The 16,376-nt window shown below is 41.2% G+C and carries 16 protein-coding genes; 8 read left to right on the forward strand and 8 right to left on the reverse strand.

What is annotated here, in order from left to right; translation table 11 throughout:
• Positions 1-11: 11 nt before the first annotated feature.
• Genes NI462_RS04295 through NI462_RS04310 form a run of 4 tightly spaced genes read right to left on the reverse strand, consistent with a single transcriptional unit; the run spans position 12 to position 2,964 of the window.
• Positions 12-578 carry a Maf-like protein gene (locus NI462_RS04295; protein WP_213686979.1) on the reverse strand — a complete coding sequence of 189 codons (567 nt, stop codon included), beginning with the start codon at positions 576-578 and terminating at the stop codon, positions 12-14.
• Entirely contained in the window at positions 566-1,057 is a 492-nt protein-coding gene (mreD, locus tag NI462_RS04300; RefSeq protein WP_253159266.1) for a rod shape-determining protein MreD, read from the reverse strand. Before mreD ends, NI462_RS04295 begins: the two co-directional genes overlap by 13 nt.
• A complete protein-coding gene (gene mreC, locus NI462_RS04305) occupies positions 1,044-1,901 on the reverse strand; it encodes a rod shape-determining protein MreC (RefSeq protein ID WP_004279362.1) in 858 nt (285 codons plus the stop codon). The genes mreD and mreC overlap by 14 nt, the downstream gene beginning before the upstream one ends.
• Before the next feature lie 16 nt (positions 1,902-1,917).
• Positions 1,918-2,964, reverse strand: coding sequence for a rod shape-determining protein (locus NI462_RS04310; protein WP_004279360.1), 1,047 nt, complete (start codon positions 2,962-2,964; stop codon positions 1,918-1,920).
• Positions 2,965-3,096: 132 nt separating this feature from the next.
• Here NI462_RS04310 and gatC point away from each other — a divergent pair, with 132 nt between their 5' ends.
• The 5 genes from gatC (at position 3,097) to NI462_RS04335 (ending at position 8,069) form a co-directional block, all read left to right on the forward strand.
• Positions 3,097-3,411: an Asp-tRNA(Asn)/Glu-tRNA(Gln) amidotransferase subunit GatC gene (gene gatC / locus NI462_RS04315; RefSeq protein WP_064095715.1), complete on the forward strand. Its 315-nt coding sequence runs from the start codon at positions 3,097-3,099 to the stop codon at positions 3,409-3,411.
• Positions 3,412-3,463: 52 nt separating this feature from the next.
• A complete protein-coding gene (gene gatA, locus NI462_RS04320; RefSeq protein WP_253159269.1) occupies positions 3,464-4,942 on the forward strand; it encodes an Asp-tRNA(Asn)/Glu-tRNA(Gln) amidotransferase subunit GatA in 1,479 nt (492 codons plus the stop codon).
• Entirely contained in the window at positions 4,942-6,423 is a 1,482-nt protein-coding gene (gatB, locus tag NI462_RS04325) for an Asp-tRNA(Asn)/Glu-tRNA(Gln) amidotransferase subunit GatB (RefSeq protein WP_253159271.1), read from the forward strand. Before gatA ends, gatB begins: the two co-directional genes overlap by 1 nt.
• Positions 6,424-6,489: 66 nt before the next feature.
• Positions 6,490-7,464 (forward strand): hypothetical protein, encoded by a 975-nt coding sequence (locus NI462_RS04330; protein ID WP_253159273.1) that lies wholly within the window; start codon positions 6,490-6,492, stop codon positions 7,462-7,464.
• Positions 7,464-8,069, forward strand: coding sequence for a hypothetical protein (locus NI462_RS04335; RefSeq protein WP_121980344.1), 606 nt, complete (start codon positions 7,464-7,466; stop codon positions 8,067-8,069). The genes NI462_RS04330 and NI462_RS04335 overlap by 1 nt, the downstream gene beginning before the upstream one ends.
• A gap of 151 nt (positions 8,070-8,220) precedes the next feature.
• Here the strand turns inward: NI462_RS04335 and NI462_RS04340 are convergent, their stop codons facing one another.
• From NI462_RS04340 to sbmA, 4 genes are all read right to left on the reverse strand, one after another.
• Positions 8,221-8,616 (reverse strand): lysozyme inhibitor LprI family protein, encoded by a 396-nt coding sequence (locus tag NI462_RS04340; protein ID WP_004279354.1) that lies wholly within the window; start codon positions 8,614-8,616, stop codon positions 8,221-8,223.
• Positions 8,617-8,693: 77 nt separating this feature from the next.
• Positions 8,694-9,215: a hypothetical protein gene (locus tag NI462_RS04345; RefSeq protein ID WP_005251208.1), complete on the reverse strand. Its 522-nt coding sequence runs from the start codon at positions 9,213-9,215 to the stop codon at positions 8,694-8,696.
• 277 nt (positions 9,216-9,492) lie between these two features.
• Positions 9,493-10,458 (reverse strand): hypothetical protein, encoded by a 966-nt coding sequence (locus NI462_RS04350; protein WP_253159275.1) that lies wholly within the window; start codon positions 10,456-10,458, stop codon positions 9,493-9,495.
• A gap of 688 nt (positions 10,459-11,146) precedes the next feature.
• Positions 11,147-12,340 (reverse strand): peptide antibiotic transporter SbmA, encoded by a 1,194-nt coding sequence (gene sbmA, locus NI462_RS04355; RefSeq protein ID WP_253159277.1) that lies wholly within the window; start codon positions 12,338-12,340, stop codon positions 11,147-11,149.
• A 502-nt stretch (positions 12,341-12,842) separates the two neighbouring features.
• Here sbmA and NI462_RS04360 point away from each other — a divergent pair.
• The 3 genes from NI462_RS04360 (at position 12,843) to NI462_RS04370 (ending at position 16,371) form a co-directional block, all read left to right on the forward strand.
• Positions 12,843-13,037: a hypothetical protein gene (locus NI462_RS04360; RefSeq protein WP_044111243.1), complete on the forward strand. Its 195-nt coding sequence runs from the start codon at positions 12,843-12,845 to the stop codon at positions 13,035-13,037.
• A 1,062-nt stretch (positions 13,038-14,099) separates the two neighbouring features.
• Complete coding sequence (gene otsB, locus NI462_RS04365; RefSeq protein ID WP_253159279.1) at positions 14,100-14,981, forward strand: trehalose-phosphatase; 882 nt, start codon at positions 14,100-14,102, stop codon at positions 14,979-14,981.
• Complete coding sequence (locus NI462_RS04370) at positions 14,938-16,371, forward strand: trehalose-6-phosphate synthase (RefSeq protein ID WP_253159281.1); 1,434 nt, start codon at positions 14,938-14,940, stop codon at positions 16,369-16,371. The genes otsB and NI462_RS04370 overlap by 44 nt, the downstream gene beginning before the upstream one ends.
• Positions 16,372-16,376: the final 5 nt, after the last annotated feature.

Here is a 16,376-nt window from a genome sequence, read left to right on the forward strand (position 1 = left end):
CTTTTCAGCAGTTAATTTAGTGCCTTAACCGTCTGTAATAACTGTACTGTCTCATATAAAGGCAAGCCGACCACATTGGAATAACTGCCCTGTATTTTTGGAATATAACGTGCTGCAATTCCTTGAATCGCATAAGCCCCGGCTTTACCCAGTGGCTCACCTGTCGCCCAGTAACTTTCCATATCTACGGCGCTCAGGATTTGAAATTCGACCTGTGTGCGTACCACTATACTGTATTTTTCATGCTTTGTACGAACACAGACACCGCTATAGACATCATGCCATCGACCGGAGATTTTTGTCCACATTTCAATCGCATGTTGTTTGGATTCAGGCTTACCCAGAATCTCCTGATCCACCCCCAGACTGGTATCCGCAGCAATGATGATGGCATCTGGATAATACTCAGCCACGGCATCTGCTTTGGCTCGTGCCAGACGTTCAACATAGGCTGCGACCGACTCGCCTGCTTGTACCGATTCGTCAATTTCTGGGCTGTAAATATCGAAGCTCAGCCCGAGTTGCTGTAACAACTCGCGGCGCCGGGGTGAGCTCGAAGCAAGAATTATACGCGCCATTTTTTGAGCACATAATAAATAGCAGGCCAAACCAGAATACTGGTCAGCATCGGAATCCAGTGCCTTGCATAAGAAAATTGCACGCCAGCCATAATCTGGGTAAAAAAGATCATCAGCAGATATGCGACAATCGCCAGCCCCATAATCACCCAGAGATTATTAAAGGTCAGGATACGGCGTTCACGGGTCAGAAAGCGAGCTAAAAAGGCAATAATGATAAAGCTCAGCGCATTCAGACCCAAAGGTGCATCCAGCAGCAGATCAATAAAAATACCCGTACCAAAGGCAAACCAGATCCCGCACCAGGTTGGCTGACATAACACCCAGAAGAGCATGATCATCAGCATAAACAGCGGACGCCAGCCCGAGAGATTATAGGAAAGTGGATAGACCATTAAAATAGAAGCCACAATCACCGAAATGACGATAGCCATTAAAGGATCACGATGCTTTCTGGATTTCATTTTAGCGATTGACATGCGGTTGCTCCATCGCTAATGAATCAGAAAATAACACCACCACATGATGTCCACCGGCGAGTTGAGCCGCAGGCGTCACATCAATCTGGGCAAATTCACCGGAATTATGCCGTTGTACTTTAGACACCTGCCCTACCAGATAACCTGCCGGGAAATGTTGTCCCAAGCCCGAACTATAGACTTTTTCACCAACCTTGATGTTAGCACTGGTCGGTACATATTCCATTTTTAAACGCCCCAGATCACCCGTACCCGAGACAATGGCACGCATCCCAGTATGTTCCAGGCGCACTGACAGTGAATGTTCCTTATCAGACAACAGCATGACCCGGCTACTATGCGGATAGACATTGATAATCTGCCCCATGATACCCTTGTCATCCAGTACCGTTTGCCCGACTTTCAGCTCGTTATTCGAACCCCGGTTGATCACAATAATATGTCGTAATGGATCGGCATCGGTACCAATCACTTCGGCAATTTCAATACGTCCATCAATGATCAGCGGCGTGTCCAATAGGCCACGCAAACGGGTATTTTCAGCAGAAAGTTCAGAGATTTTTTGTAAGCGAACCTGTGCCTGTAACAGCTCGGCTTGCATCGCGGTATTTTCCCGACGCAATTGAGCTTCAGACTTGGTTTGTTGATTCAACCACTCTCGCGACAATACCGGATAGCTGGCCACCGCATAAATAGGATTATAAGCAGCGTACAGGACATCCCTTGCAGGTTGAACAACATGCGGCATGCGCCAATCAAAGAAAAGCACCACCAGGCATGTTACCAATGCAATGATAAAAGAGCGAAAAGATGGCGGTTGTCGAGAAAACAGATGTGCTTGCACCCGCCGGATCCTTTTCTTAGCCTACGAATAACATGTCATGATTTGGGTTGTCGAAAAATTCGAGTACCTTGCCGCCACCACGAGTCACACATGATAGTGGATCTTCTGCCACTACCACTGGCAGGCCAGTTTCTTTGGCAAGTAGCTTGTCCAGGTTACGTAGCAATGCACCACCACCGGTTAACACGATACCGCGTTCAGCGATGTCCGAAGAAAGCTCAGGAGGTGTATGTTCTAAAGCAGATTTCACCGCAGACACGATGTTTTGCAATGGATCAGAAATTGCTTGGGTCACTTCGTCTGAATTGACCACAATCGCACGAGGCACACCTTCTGCGAGGTTACGGCCACGAACTTCAATTTCAAGCGGTTTAGCACCTTCATCTGGCAACGCCATACCCACTTCTTTTTTGATCACTTCAGCCGTGGTTTCGCCGATCACACAGCCATGCGCTTTACGCACATAGTTAATGATCTGCTCATCAAATACATCACCGCCGATACGTAACGAATCTGCATAAACACAACCCTGCAACGAGATAATCGCAATTTCAGTGGTACCACCGCCCACATCAACCACCATCGAACCACAGGCTTGCTCAACTGGCATACCTGCACCAATCGCTGCTGCCATCGGCTCTTCGATTAAACGTACATCACGTGCGCCCGCATTAAACACGGCTTCACGAATGGCACGGCGCTCAACCAGGGTTGATTTACATGGTACACAGACAACGACACGCGGTGCCGGAGTAAATAAACGGTTTTCATGTACTTTGCGAATAAACTGATTCAGCATGGTCTCAGTGACTTCAAAATCCGCAATCACACCGTCTTTCATAGGACGGATCGCTGAGATATTGGCTGGGGTACGACCTAGCATTTGCTTCGCTTCAAGACCGACTGCCGCAACAATTTTATGTGAACCACTATGACGGATGGCTACAACCGTCGGTTCATTTAATATAATGCCTCGTCCTGGCGCATAAATAAGTGTATTTGCTGTACCTAAATCAATGGCAAGATCGGGCGAAAACAAGCCTATTAGTCGTTTTAGAATCACGGGGACGTTCTCAGTTAAACTTTATATGGACGCAAGGTGGCCACTTTAACTAAATGTGATGATTTGGACAAGTCAATCGCTTATCATAACGCATGATAATTTGAATTTTTTTAATACTGATTAGGTAATATTATGTCTACATCGGATGCACAGCATTCTGCAGATTTAAGTGCAGAAACAGTTTCAGCCATTGCCAACCTTGCAAGGTTATCTCTCAATGATACGCAATCTGCTGAATATGCTCAAAGTTTAAATAAAATTTTAGGCATGATGGAAACCCTGAAAGGCATCAATACCGACGGTGTTGAACCCCTGAAAAGCCCTTTCGACCACCCTCAGCCGCTACGTGATGATGTGGTTACCGAAACCAATCATCGTGAGCAATACCAAGCAGTTGCACCAGCTGTTCAGGATGGCTTGTACCTCGTACCGCGCGTGATTGAGTAATTACTACCCAGTTCATTCTTTTTATTAAATTAAACGTAAAGAATTATTTCTCATGACAGATTTACATCGCTTATCCATTCGTGAACTTAGTGAAGGTCTGGCAAATGCCCAGTTTTCATCTCGCGAATTGACTGAACACTACTTAAAGCGCATCGCAAAAATTGATGCTCAAGTAAAGTCTTATGTGACGGTAACTGCTGAACAGGCATTAGCTGAAGCTGATGCTGCCGATGCTGCAATCAAAGCTGGCAATGCCTCTGCCCTGACTGGTGTGCCAGTTGCTCACAAAGACATTTTCTGTACCCAAGGCATCAAGACCACTGCCGGTTCAAAAATGCTGGACAATTTTATCTCTCCTTACGATGCAACCGTAGTAGCGAAAGGCAAAGCTGCGGGCCTGGTCACTTTAGGTAAAGTGAACATGGACGAATTCGCGATGGGTTCAACCTCTGAGAACTCATATTACGGCGCAACGGCTAACCCTTGGAACCTGGGTCATGTCCCTGGCGGCTCTTCTGGTGGCTCTGCAGCAGCTGTGGCAGCGGATTTAGCACCATTTGCAACTGGTACTGACACCGGTGGTTCAATCCGTCAACCTGCATCATTCTGTGGTCTGACCGGTCTTAAACCGACTTACGGTCGTGTATCGCGCTTCGGTATGATTGCCTATGCATCATCACTAGACCAAGGTGGTCCAATGGCACGTTCTGCAGAAGACTGTGCTTACCTGATGAATGTCATGGCCGGTCATGATGCAAAAGATTCAACTTCAATGGATCAAGTGGTAGATAACTATGTCACGAACCTGAACGCTACCTCAGTAAAAGGTTTACGCATTGGTATTCCAAAACAGTATTTTAATGTTGCCGGCCTAGCTGAAGATGTTAAAGCACGTGTCGAAGAATCACTTAAAAAGTTAGAAGAAATGGGCGCTACGCTTGTTGAGATCGACCTCAACATGACTGAAAGCTATGTTCCGACTTATTACCTGATCGCACCTGCCGAAGCTTCTTCGAACCTATCACGTTTTGATGGCGTACGTTATGGCTATCGCGCAGAAAATCCTGTGGACCTGATGGACCTGTACAAGCGTTCACGTTCAGAAGGTTTTGGTGCAGAAGTGCAACGCCGTATCCTGATTGGTACGTATGCCCTGTCTGCAGGTTATTACGATGCTTACTATGTAAAAGCACAGAAAGTACGTCGCCTGATCCAGCAAGATTTCCTTAAAGCATTTGAATCGGTCGATGTCATTGCAGCACCTTCTGCGCCAACGACTGCCTATAAAATTGGTGCAGATTTAACGCCAGTTGAAATGTACCTAGGCGATATTTATACGCTTGCGGTAAATCTGGCAGGTCTTCCTGCGATTAACGCGCCTGTCGGTTTTGACCAAAATAACTTGCCAGTTGGCTTACAGCTGATTGGTAATTACTGGTCAGAATCTCAATTGTTGTCTGTGGTACACCAGTATCAACAGGCCACCGATTGGCATACAAAACGCGCTGCAATTGCTGAGGAGAACGCATAATGGCTCAAGCTCAAAAATCGGCTAAACCAAAATCCAACCTGATTGATGGTTGGGAAGTCGTTATTGGTATCGAGATTCACACTCAGCTTGCCACCAATACCAAAATTTTTTCAGGTTCATCGACTGTTTTCGGTAATGATCCAAACACGCAAGCCAGCCTGGTTGATTTGGCTATGCCGGGCGTATTACCGGTATTAAACAAAGAAGTGGTTGATCTTGCGATTCGCTTTGGTTTGGGCATCGATGCTTACATCGATCAGGCGTCTGTATTTGCGCGTAAAAACTACTTCTATCCGGACTCTCCAAAAGGCTATCAGATCAGCCAGATGGACAACCCGATTGTGGGCTTGGGTCATATCGACATCCAGCTTGAAGATGGCACGGTTAAACGCATTGGCGTAACCCGTGCGCATCTCGAAGAAGATGCGGGTAAATCGATTCATGATCAGTTCGAAGGTATGTCAGGCATCGACTTGAACCGTGCTGGTACGCCGCTGCTTGAAATCGTTTCTGAACCGGATATGCGTTCGGTTGAAGAAGCGGTTGCTTATATCAAGGCAATTCACACTTTAGTGCGCTGGTTAGGTATTTCTGACGGTAACATGGCGGAGGGTTCGTTCCGCTGTGACTGTAATGTATCTTTACGTCGTCCGGGTCAACCCTTCGGTACGCGTTGTGAATTGAAAAACCTCAACTCATTCCGTTTCATTGAACAGGCGATCAATGTTGAAATTGAACGTCAGATGGAAATTCTGGACTGGGATGGCACCATTGATCAGGAAACGCGTCTGTTCGACCCTGTGAAGATGGAAACCCGTTCAATGCGTTCTAAGGAAGAAGCGAATGATTACCGCTACTTCCCAGACCCTGACTTGTTGCCTGTAGTAATTGCAGATGAGCAAATCGAAGCAATTAAAGCGACCATGCCTGAACTTCCTGCGGCACGTCGTGCGCGTTTCGTGGCGGACTTTGGCGTGACTGAGTATGATGCGCACGTGCTTACACTTACTCGTGAAATGTCTGAATTTTATGAGGAAGTCGTTAAAGCTGCTGGTGGTGCTGCACAAGGTAAGATTGCGGCAAACTGGGTGATGGGTGAATTCTCTGGTGCTTTAAACAAAGCAGGCTTAGATTTGGCTAATTCTCCTGTATCTGCGGAAAAACTTGGTGGCATGATCGCACGTATTGTGGACAATACCATTAACGGTAAGATCGCGAAGCAAGTGTTCGGCTTTATGTGGGACGAAGGCAAATCTGCGGACGAAATTATTGCTGAGAAAGGCTTGAAACAGGAAACTGATACAGGCGCGATTGAGGCGATTATTAAAGACGTACTTGCTGCGAACGAGAAGATGGTTGAAGAGTATAAATCTGGTAAAGAGAAAGCCTTTAACGGTCTGGTTGGTCAAGTGATGAAAGCAGCGAAAGGTAAAGCCAACCCTGCGCAAGTGAATGAGTTGATGAAGAAATTGATTGGTTGATTTATTTAATTCACTAATCAATTGATTTCATGTTATAAAGCCTCGCTTAATGCGGGGTTTTTATATATGGATAAAATACTTAATACACTCAACCAAAGCTTAGATGATGCGAATGATTTTAATCAAAAGCTTCAAGATCCTAATATTATTAAAAATCCACTTCTTGAATCACAATTACAGCAACTAATAAATCAACTAGGAAGCCTACAAGATAAAATTAAAAGTTATCAAGGTGAACTGGATACCTTTGATAATCTGAAGAAATTATTATCAGATACAATAGGAAATGTAAGAATTACTTTTGATGCAATCAAGGCTGACACATCAAATAACTTCTCCCAACTTAACCTTCAAACTCAAATTAATTATATAAATTCATCATTAGACTTAATTGATAATTTTCGGCATAGCTACCACTATATTAATAATATTATTAAAGTTGCAATTGATCAAAAAATCGAATTGGCGAACCAAAAGCTACTAAAATTTGATCAAGTGACAAGTAAATTACAAGGAATTGCAACTGAACAAGTCTATGCTGATGCAAAAAAAACCTATTTTGATAGATATAAAAAACTCGAAAATTTAGGATATGGCACAATGGGTGTAAGTTTAGTTTCTACTTTCATTTGTCTATGGATATATCATTGCAATAGTAATTTACTCTACCCTCTTATCACTTTTAAAATACCCTTTGCACTAATTGCGATATTTCTTATAACGTACTTTTTAAAGCAAGCTACTCATTACAGAAAATTGGCTGACAGTGCTGAACAACGCCATTTAGAATTACAGGCAATTCCATCATATTTATCTACAATTAGTGACCAAGTACAAGATGAAATAAGAAAAGAATTAGCTTTAAAATACTTTGGGCAACCATTAGATGAAAAACATTACTCTACTACAGAGAATTTAATACAAGACCAAATTAAGTCATCGACTGAAGTACTAAAAATGACAACAAGCTTATTAAAATCCGAAAGATCAATTCTCAATACTGTAAATGACAATGATCAATCTTCTAAGCCTAATGCATAATGACTATTAAAAAAATATCCTCCATCGCCAAACTTGAAGACTTAGGACGCATTAAACTCTCCAAGTCTTTTTTTATGCGTGACTTCCTCTATAGCGAAATCGCCAATTGGTACGGTGTACCCAACTTCCCCGACCATCCTGACATTGCAATCCGTACAGGTACAGAACTTTGCCAACAATTGTTAGAGCCACTCCAAGACAAGTTTGGACGTATTGCGATTCGTTCAGCTTATCGCTCTCCAAGCGTGAACCAACTCGGCAATGAAAAAGGACATAACTGCGCAACGAACGAGAAAAACTTTTCCAGTCATATTTGGGACTATCCTGATGCAAAAGGTTATGGGGCAACGGCTTGTATTGTCATTCCATCATTTTTAGAACTTTATGAGAAAGACCAAAGTAGCTGGCAACAATTGGCGTATTGGATTCATAACAATCTGAACTATAGCCACCTGCAATTTTTCCCAAAACTCTGTGCTTTTAATATTGGCTGGCATGAACAACCTGCACGCGAAATTTATAGTTATATTCAACCCAAAGGCTATTTGCTGCGTGGTGAAGCTGTGAATAAAGAATTTGAGAAATTTTATCCTGATTTATTGTAATCATTAATCCCCCCAAATCCCCCTTTTTCAAAGGAGGACTTGCCACGTCATCAATTGATACGCGTGGTTCCCTCTCCTGAGCAAGTTTTAAAGCACTGCTTTAAAATGAAGCGCAAGAAAGGATGAGGGCTAGGGAGAGGATTTTTTTAAATTAATACTCTTCTCTTAAATTTTCTAATTCAGTCGCACGTGCGGCAGTCGCTTCCATGTAACAACTATTGCTATTTACAGTTGCAATCGTCCCTCCATTCGGGTCGGCATAAAAATCGCAATTGGCATCACGATAGCGAATCCAGAGACGCTGAACCTCTTGAAGCTGTTTTTTACGGTTTGCATTCAGCGATGCCATCGTCTGTTTATAGGCATTATTTAACCGTGTATCTTGGCGATCTGTTTCGGCCGCAATACAATCCAGCATATTTACAGTAACGCCACCTGAGCGATCCATACAATTTGAGTATTGCCGACTCAAATCATTGTCCCCTGCGTACAGCGCAGGAGGAAGTATAAACATACTTAAACCCAATAAAGCAGTGCGTTTGAACATAACAACCCCTATCTTTTCATTTATGTTATTCATAATAAATACCATAATTGAACCCTGGCACGCATGCATTCAATCAGTTATTTCCCTCTTAACTCACCCAACTTATTCCACACATCCGGTGTCAAGAAAGTGACCACCAGTTTATTTAAATCCACATAACGCAGCACACCTTTAAGCTGACTTTTCACTTCAGGATTTTCTAAAATTTCCTCACCGGTAATCCGTCCAAGTTCCTGAAAACTGTCACCCACCGCTTGTACGCCTTCCGCAGCAATTACCGCTTTGGTCTGTGCAGAACATTGCTCTACCAATATACGCTGCAATACTTGGGCTAAATTTTTATCCAGCTGGGTTCTTTGTGCTTCATTCACATTACTGAATTTCTTCAATTCCGGATGTGCAGATAAGGCAACAAAGGTCCATTGCAGCACCGTTGTTTTATCTGCTGCTGTGGTGGATTTCACCAGACAGTTACTCAGCTGCTCGACGGTTGGCCCCGCAATAGCCATTTGGGTGGTAGCCATCAAGGCCATTGCCATTAATCCCCACCGAATTTTAGCTGTAAATCTGCGACGGATAACCTCAGTTTGGCGTGACATAAGCGAATCTCTTTTTTAACAATCAGCTACTTTGTATCATAGACTCGCACCTTGCCCGTGTTATTACTCTGTAATTTATGGCAATACACAAGCCACGGGCAAAAGACCGATATCTGATTAGGTGTATTGAGTGTAAATGTGAGTTTGAGATTAGAAATCCCCGTCTCTGTTCAGCATTTTTTAAGACGCCACTTTAAAAAAAAGGCGAGTGAAAGCATCCTCAGAATGTATTTTAAGGATGCTCGAAAGAGGATGGATTAAGAAGGAAAAAATAGTCCTACTTCACCTGCCTGAGCATATTCTTTGCTCCGGCATGATTATAATTATTGGCCAGGTTTTGCAAAATTTTTACCGCCTGACCTTTGGCATTGGAAAAACGGCTGCTATAACTCGGCACACTGGTTAAACAGCGCGCTACCAGCATCCCTGATTCAGTATAGACACGTGTTCCCTCAGTGCCCTGCAATTTGCCGTAGTTATAGGCACGCTGGGCGTTGTTACAGGCATTATTCAGATTCTTGCCACTGTTAATATCACGTCGCGCTGCCACGTAAATCTTCATCTGATGTTGTTGCGGTGTTTCTGCTACCGCAGCTCGAGCTGATGCCGCTGCTAGCTGCTTTTTCTCTGCTTCTTTTTTCTCAAGCTCTTTTCTTTCTAATTCCTTTCGCTCTAATTCTTTACGTGCTGATTCCTTCAGCTCATTTGTCGTCTTTGCGGCAGGAGTCTTAGGAGAAGTCGTGGTTTTTATCGATGCAGGTGTGGTTTTCTCCACAGCAACCCTGGCTTTAGTTGGACGATAAAAGTTTTTTGCTTGAGAAAGACTCATGACCTGGGTGAATAGTCGAACACTACGTGTCTGGCTAGTTTTATCAACTTGTCGTTCAGAAATTGGCTCAATCGAGACAATCCAGCTTTCAGTCAGGTCATCCATACGACACTGATAGGCACCACTACCTTGCACAACACCCCGATTGGCACTCAGGCGTTTACGCTGGGCAACATCTGCCACTGCACTAAAATTACCTTTATACAGCAGTGAAAATTTACCACCCTGTTCATGACAATATTGCGTCAGTATCGAACGCGGATACATGGCCTGAGTCGTGTTATTTTTCTGGGCTTGTCCCCAAAGATAAACATAATCTTTTGCACTACCATCACGTTGATTCAAAGCCCGTTTGACAATTAGTTCTTCCGGACTGGCAAAAGGATGTAACACCTCTGATTTCAACCGGTTCACGCTATTACATCCAGCTAAAGCTGCTGCCCCTATTATTAGAATTATTACTTTTAGCTTCACAGCAAATATCTCAACCCCAAAATCCCGTATAACATAGCTTAAATAGCACAAAACAACAAACACAAGATATTGATAACTATAATATTTAAATGGTAAAAAGGCACATATCAGCCTCAACTTTGCTGATTATGCCAAGCTTCATGTGATAAAAATTGACACAAGTATCATTTTTAAATCAGTTCAAATAATAAACAATTCCATTCAGGACTCAAGAAAAAGATAGAAAAAACACATAAAAAACCGAAGAAAGCGGTGAGTCCTTCTCCGGCGGCTTATTCAGGGAACGCTACAGACCTTTATTATAATGGGTAATAAATTTACCTTTTATCCGCTATAACATTGCCTGAACAAGATCAGCATAAGAATAATTTCCTCAACGTACATTTGTTATTTTTATACGTCAAACCATCGGAAATTAAACGCCATCTTGGCTGGCCCTTAGGATTTTAGACAAGAAAAAAATATCTGAATACCCCAATATTGGGAGGTTCTCACACGATTTACCCAAGTCATCTGACCAACGGTCAGATCGATATTTTCCATTGGATTTTGTAAATTAACTCGCCCTAAAAAAAGCCAAACCTAAAACTGTTTGGCTGATAAAGCAGGATAATAATATGAGAAAAAATTAATCAATATGTGATTCAAATGCTTTTAAGCGTTTATAGATCGACATCAGTTCAATAATCGTCGGCCAAGACAGAATCAGATACTGGAAAGATTCCCGCACTTTGCCAAATACATTCAGGATTTGCATCATCAAACCAAGAGTAATTGCCCCTGCTGCAATACTTGGAAACAGAATAAATAATCCGTAAATATTGTCTAACTGCAAGTACCAGATCCGAACCATGTTGAAATAAGCATAGTGAAAATACAACCGGAAATAATTCCAGCGTACCCGGCTAAACAGTTCTTGGAGTGTCAGCGGATGTGCGCGATCAGCATAGTCTTCGCCATAGACCAGCTCTTTACGATAGGCTGCCTCAACTTTCTGGTTATTGAACTCCAGTCCGGGCAATTTCATTCCCACGACCATTAAAATGACCGTACCCAATACCGCCCAGCCGATCGAGGCCCACATTAAAGCATGCGGTATTTCCCCTACAATCGGTAAAACTTTCACATGACTAGAGAGCTGATATAAGATCGGCAGGAATGCCATTAGTAACATGAGCGCTTCAATCAAGGAAACACTCAACTGCTCTGTGGTTTTGGCAAAGCGCATGGTATCTTCCTGGATACGTTGTGATGCACCTTCAATATGACGTAACTGCTCCCAATGTGCAGTGTAATAATCATTCATCGCGGTACGCCAGCGGAAGACATAATGGCTGACAAAAAACAGATTAAATACCGCTAAAGTGACATAAACCATCGCAATATAAATAAAGGTTAATGCGCCTTGATACAGCAATGAAACATCCCCACCACCCTTAGTGAGCATTTGTTGAATCTGATCATAAAACGGGCTATACCATTCGTTTAATACGACATTGACCTGTACCCCGAACCAGATATTAAACAGAATAAATGCCGAGCCCCAGACCGACCAGCACTGCCATCGGTGTCTGGCTTTCCATTGCCAGAACAGCGCAAATATCGTAGTTGCAATGAAATACCAGAGATAGAACCAGATGAATTGAGCTGACCAGAAACGCTCGATACCGATTGTAAGCTTTTCATCAGAATAACCTTCAGGAAAACCCAGATAGGTTCCCCATCCTGATCCGCCACTATGCCAAAGTACAAGATTAATGATAAACCACAAAATCAGGCTGCTAAAAAACCAGACGGGTTGCGGGAAAAATGACTTAAACATGCCGACCCAGTTCTCCTTATGTCTCTTGGTCATCCAAATGACGCATAGTTTATTCTTATTTTAGATTTTTACTGTTATAAAGCATTAATTTTCAATTTAGTGTAAAAAATGATAGAAAGATATCGAGTCTCTAGAAAATTATTTTTATCATTCAGCTCTGCGTTATGATTTTCCTTATATTCTCGATTTTTATCATTTAGCCGAGCGATATCAAAAAACAGAAAAATCATCATGTTTTTGACCTTTCGTTATTTTGATAGACTTTTTTATGCCTGTTATCTGTCGGGTTTATGTAAAAGAAATTCATACTTGCGAGCATTGCAAGAACAGGATGAACATCAGGCATACTGCACGTCTCCTGAGTATCTTTTATCAAACTAGAGTACTTCTCCTATTTGAATAAGTCATTGATCAAGTTCTCAGTTTTTGAAGAAACGGTTAAATTTTCGAAAATTATGCTATGATTTAATTATCGAAAAGTAATCTTATTTTGGAAAAAACTATGGAAAGTTCGGTAATTGAATTACTTAAACCGGTGACTCTAGAAAAAGAAAACTGCGCCCCTATTAGTTTTGAAGCAGGTACTGTTTTGAAAGTGGTGATGCAGACTCCAACCAGTCTTCTGGTCAGTAATGATGATGACTTTAACTTTACCATTCCTTTAAAAGACAAAAATGAAGTGTGGCGAGAAATTTGAGTATTTTTCTCTTATGCAAATAGATGGGTTGTATCTGAGTTGGGTTTCTTAACTTATAGGATACGACCCTTAGCTTTTCTCCACTTTGATTGCTCTTTTATTATTTTTTCAAAAAATTATTTCTTTCCTCTTCTGTCATCATTTACTGATTTTAAATTGGCTCATATCCATTTGAGCAAAAAATTCTGTTTAATTGAAACATCATTTAGTTTTGTAACCTATGTAAGATCACTAATGATCTGTTTTCGGTCTTTTGTATCTACTCTGTCCTTGCGATGACACCTTTACATCTCTTCTCTCTGTTTAGCTCAACTTCATCTAACACCTACGCTTCGATTCAAAAAAAGAATATTCAAGTTATTTTGAGAGTTCAGTCATAGAACTGGAGTTCGTCTTTCTTCGATTTTTTATCCTCTGATAAAATTTACCAATAAGAATTAAAAAATAATCTGAGATGCTAAATTAAGAGGCTGTTTAAATTGTATAGCTCTCCAATTAGTCCCGGGAAAATTTAATAATACGAAATTTCCCTCTAGACAATTTTAGTATTTTTTCCTTTTAAGACAGCTTAGCCAATCTTAAAAATTATTAACTTTCATAAACTTAAGCTAAAAATTTTAATTATATATGCCCAATTTATAAATTTATTTAAATTATTATATTTAAAAATATCTCAAAATTACATCTCCCCATATATTTAAAAAATAAAATACAAATTAATAATAAATACTATATTCTGAAAAATTAATTACAAAATACACATTCAAAAATAACGATTAAATAATAAATCTTATTATCTAAAACCCTGAAAAACAATCAATCCAAGAAAACTTTAAAATATAAAATCCTTATAATTTATTTTTAAAATTTATTAAAAATACTGGATTTCTACCAAAATATTTCTAAATCTTACAAAGTAACTGTACTTGTTAAAAGTGTTTCGTTTCTGCACTTAAAGCCAGTCTGTTAAATGAAATATGTTATAAATTTAATCAGATCAATGAACATTCAGGTAGTTTTAACTTTTAAATCAATTTAATTTCAGAGGCTTAGGTAGTATTTATGTCGATTCTCAAAGAAGATCAAGACCTAGAAGATTCACTTGCTACATCTTCTTATATATTACCTCAAGTGATTTTAAATCAGCTCAAACCTATTATTTATTCTCACAAACTTGTTTTATTTCTTGATATTGATGGAACCATTTCTGAATTCCACCCAGATCCAGCAAAAAGTATAATTAAGAGTGAAACCTTAAATACCTTAAAAGAGTTACAACAATATATTCAGCTAGTATTAATGACCGGTCGCTCAATTGCACAAGCCCAAAAACTTATTTATCCATTTGACTGGAATATTGCCGGCTCTCACGGTCTGGAATTAAGCTATCAATCGCGTTTAAGCAAGTTAATTGATTTAAATCCTGAACAGTTTGAATTATTAAAAGATTATATTACAGAACATAGTAATAATATTTCTCAGACACGAATAGAAATTAAAGACTATTCAATCGCCCTGCATTTTCGTGAACATCCCTATTTAGAGCATCAAGTGCATGCATTTGCCTTGAATTGTCTTACTCATTTTCAGGATTTTGAACTTAAGGCTGGAAAGTTTGTATTTGAACTGGTGCCCAAAGGTGCAAATAAAGGTTCAGCCATCCACCAAATCATTCAGCAATATCACTTAAGTGATCATTACCCCATTTTTATCGGCGATGACCTGACCGATGAAGCCGGTTTCCAAGTCATCAACACATTCAAAGGCTGCTCTATCAAAGTCGGCACAGGCAACACCGTGGCACAACATCGCCTCGAAAACGTGACTCAAGTACAGGCTTTTCTAGCGGAATTTTTAGAAATACTGAAAGCACAACAACAATTATTATTGGAGAAATTACATGTCGAAACTCATAGTGTTATCAAATCGTGTAAATCTACCTAAGTCAGACAATACACAGGCAGGTGGATTAGCGGTGGCATTGCAGGATGCTTTGCAGGATATAGGCGGTATCTGGGTTGGCTGGAATGGATCCCGAGTTGACCAGACAAAAGAGCAGAAGTTTCAAATCCTGAAGCATCAAAATGTTGAATATCACACGAGTCCATTGACTGAATCCCAATATCAAGGTTTTTATTGTGGTTTTGCCAACAATGCATTATGGCCACTGATGCACGATCAGCATCAACTTGTAGATTATCAGCCGCAGGATTTTAAGATCTATCAGGATGTCAATTTACGCTTTGCCAAGCACCTGAAACAGGTAGCATCTCCACATGATATTATCTGGATCCATGATTATCATTTTTTAAGCGTGGCGCATTATTGCCGTAAACTGGGCATGCGTAACCGTATTGGCTTTTTCCTGCATATTCCCTTTCCTGAACTAAGGCTCTGGCAGACTTTACCCGCCCATCGCGATCTGGCACATCATTTGGCCAACTACGATGTACTGGGTTTGCAGACCTCTCGCGATCAGGAAAACTGTTTAAATTTCCTCGAACAGACCTTAAAAGTGCAGCATCGTCACAATGAAATCCTGAATTATCAATCTCGAAAGATTCATGTAAAATGCTATCCGATTGGTGTGCATCCTGTGCAACTACAAAATCAGGCCTCAGATAGTCATCCAGAAAAGCTTCCGTTTGATCTGAATACAGTGCAGCCTTATAAAACCATCATTTCAGTTGACCGGATTGATTATAGTAAAGGCTTATTGGAAAAAATCGGATCGTTGCAGAGCTTACTGGAAGATCAGCCAGAGTTTAAAAATCAATTCCAGCAATTACAAATTGCCTGTCCATGCCGACTGGATGTAAAGACCTATAAGAACCTGTATATGCAATTTAAATCTGCCGTGCATGAACTTAATAGCCAGCATGGCACAGCGGACTGGTTACCTTTCGATTGCAGCTATGATACTTTGGGCCATGAGGCATTGATGCAACTGTATCGTAAGGCAGATATTTGCTGGGTAAATTCGATCCGGGATGGTATGAATCTGGTCGCCAAGGAATATATTGCTGCACAGGATCCTTTAGATCCGGGTGTCTTGATTCTATCTAAATATGCCGGTGCTGCTGAACAAATGAAAGAAGCCTTACTGGTCGATCCTTATGAGCATGACAGTATGGCTAAAGCTTTGAAGAAGGCGCTGCGCATGTCTAAATCAGAACGTTTAGAGCGCTATCGTTATTTAAGCCAAGGCTTGAAAAATTTCGATATTATTCGCTGGCGTGATCAGTTTATTACTGACCTGAAAAACTCACAAAGCTTGCGGATCTATCGTCCGGTGGCTGCAGGAGTTTCAAACCAGTTCAGTATGCATGCCTAAATTTT

The organism is Acinetobacter lwoffii (genome assembly GCF_024129715.1).
GTDB lineage: Bacteria > Pseudomonadota > Gammaproteobacteria > Pseudomonadales > Moraxellaceae > Acinetobacter > Acinetobacter lwoffii_U.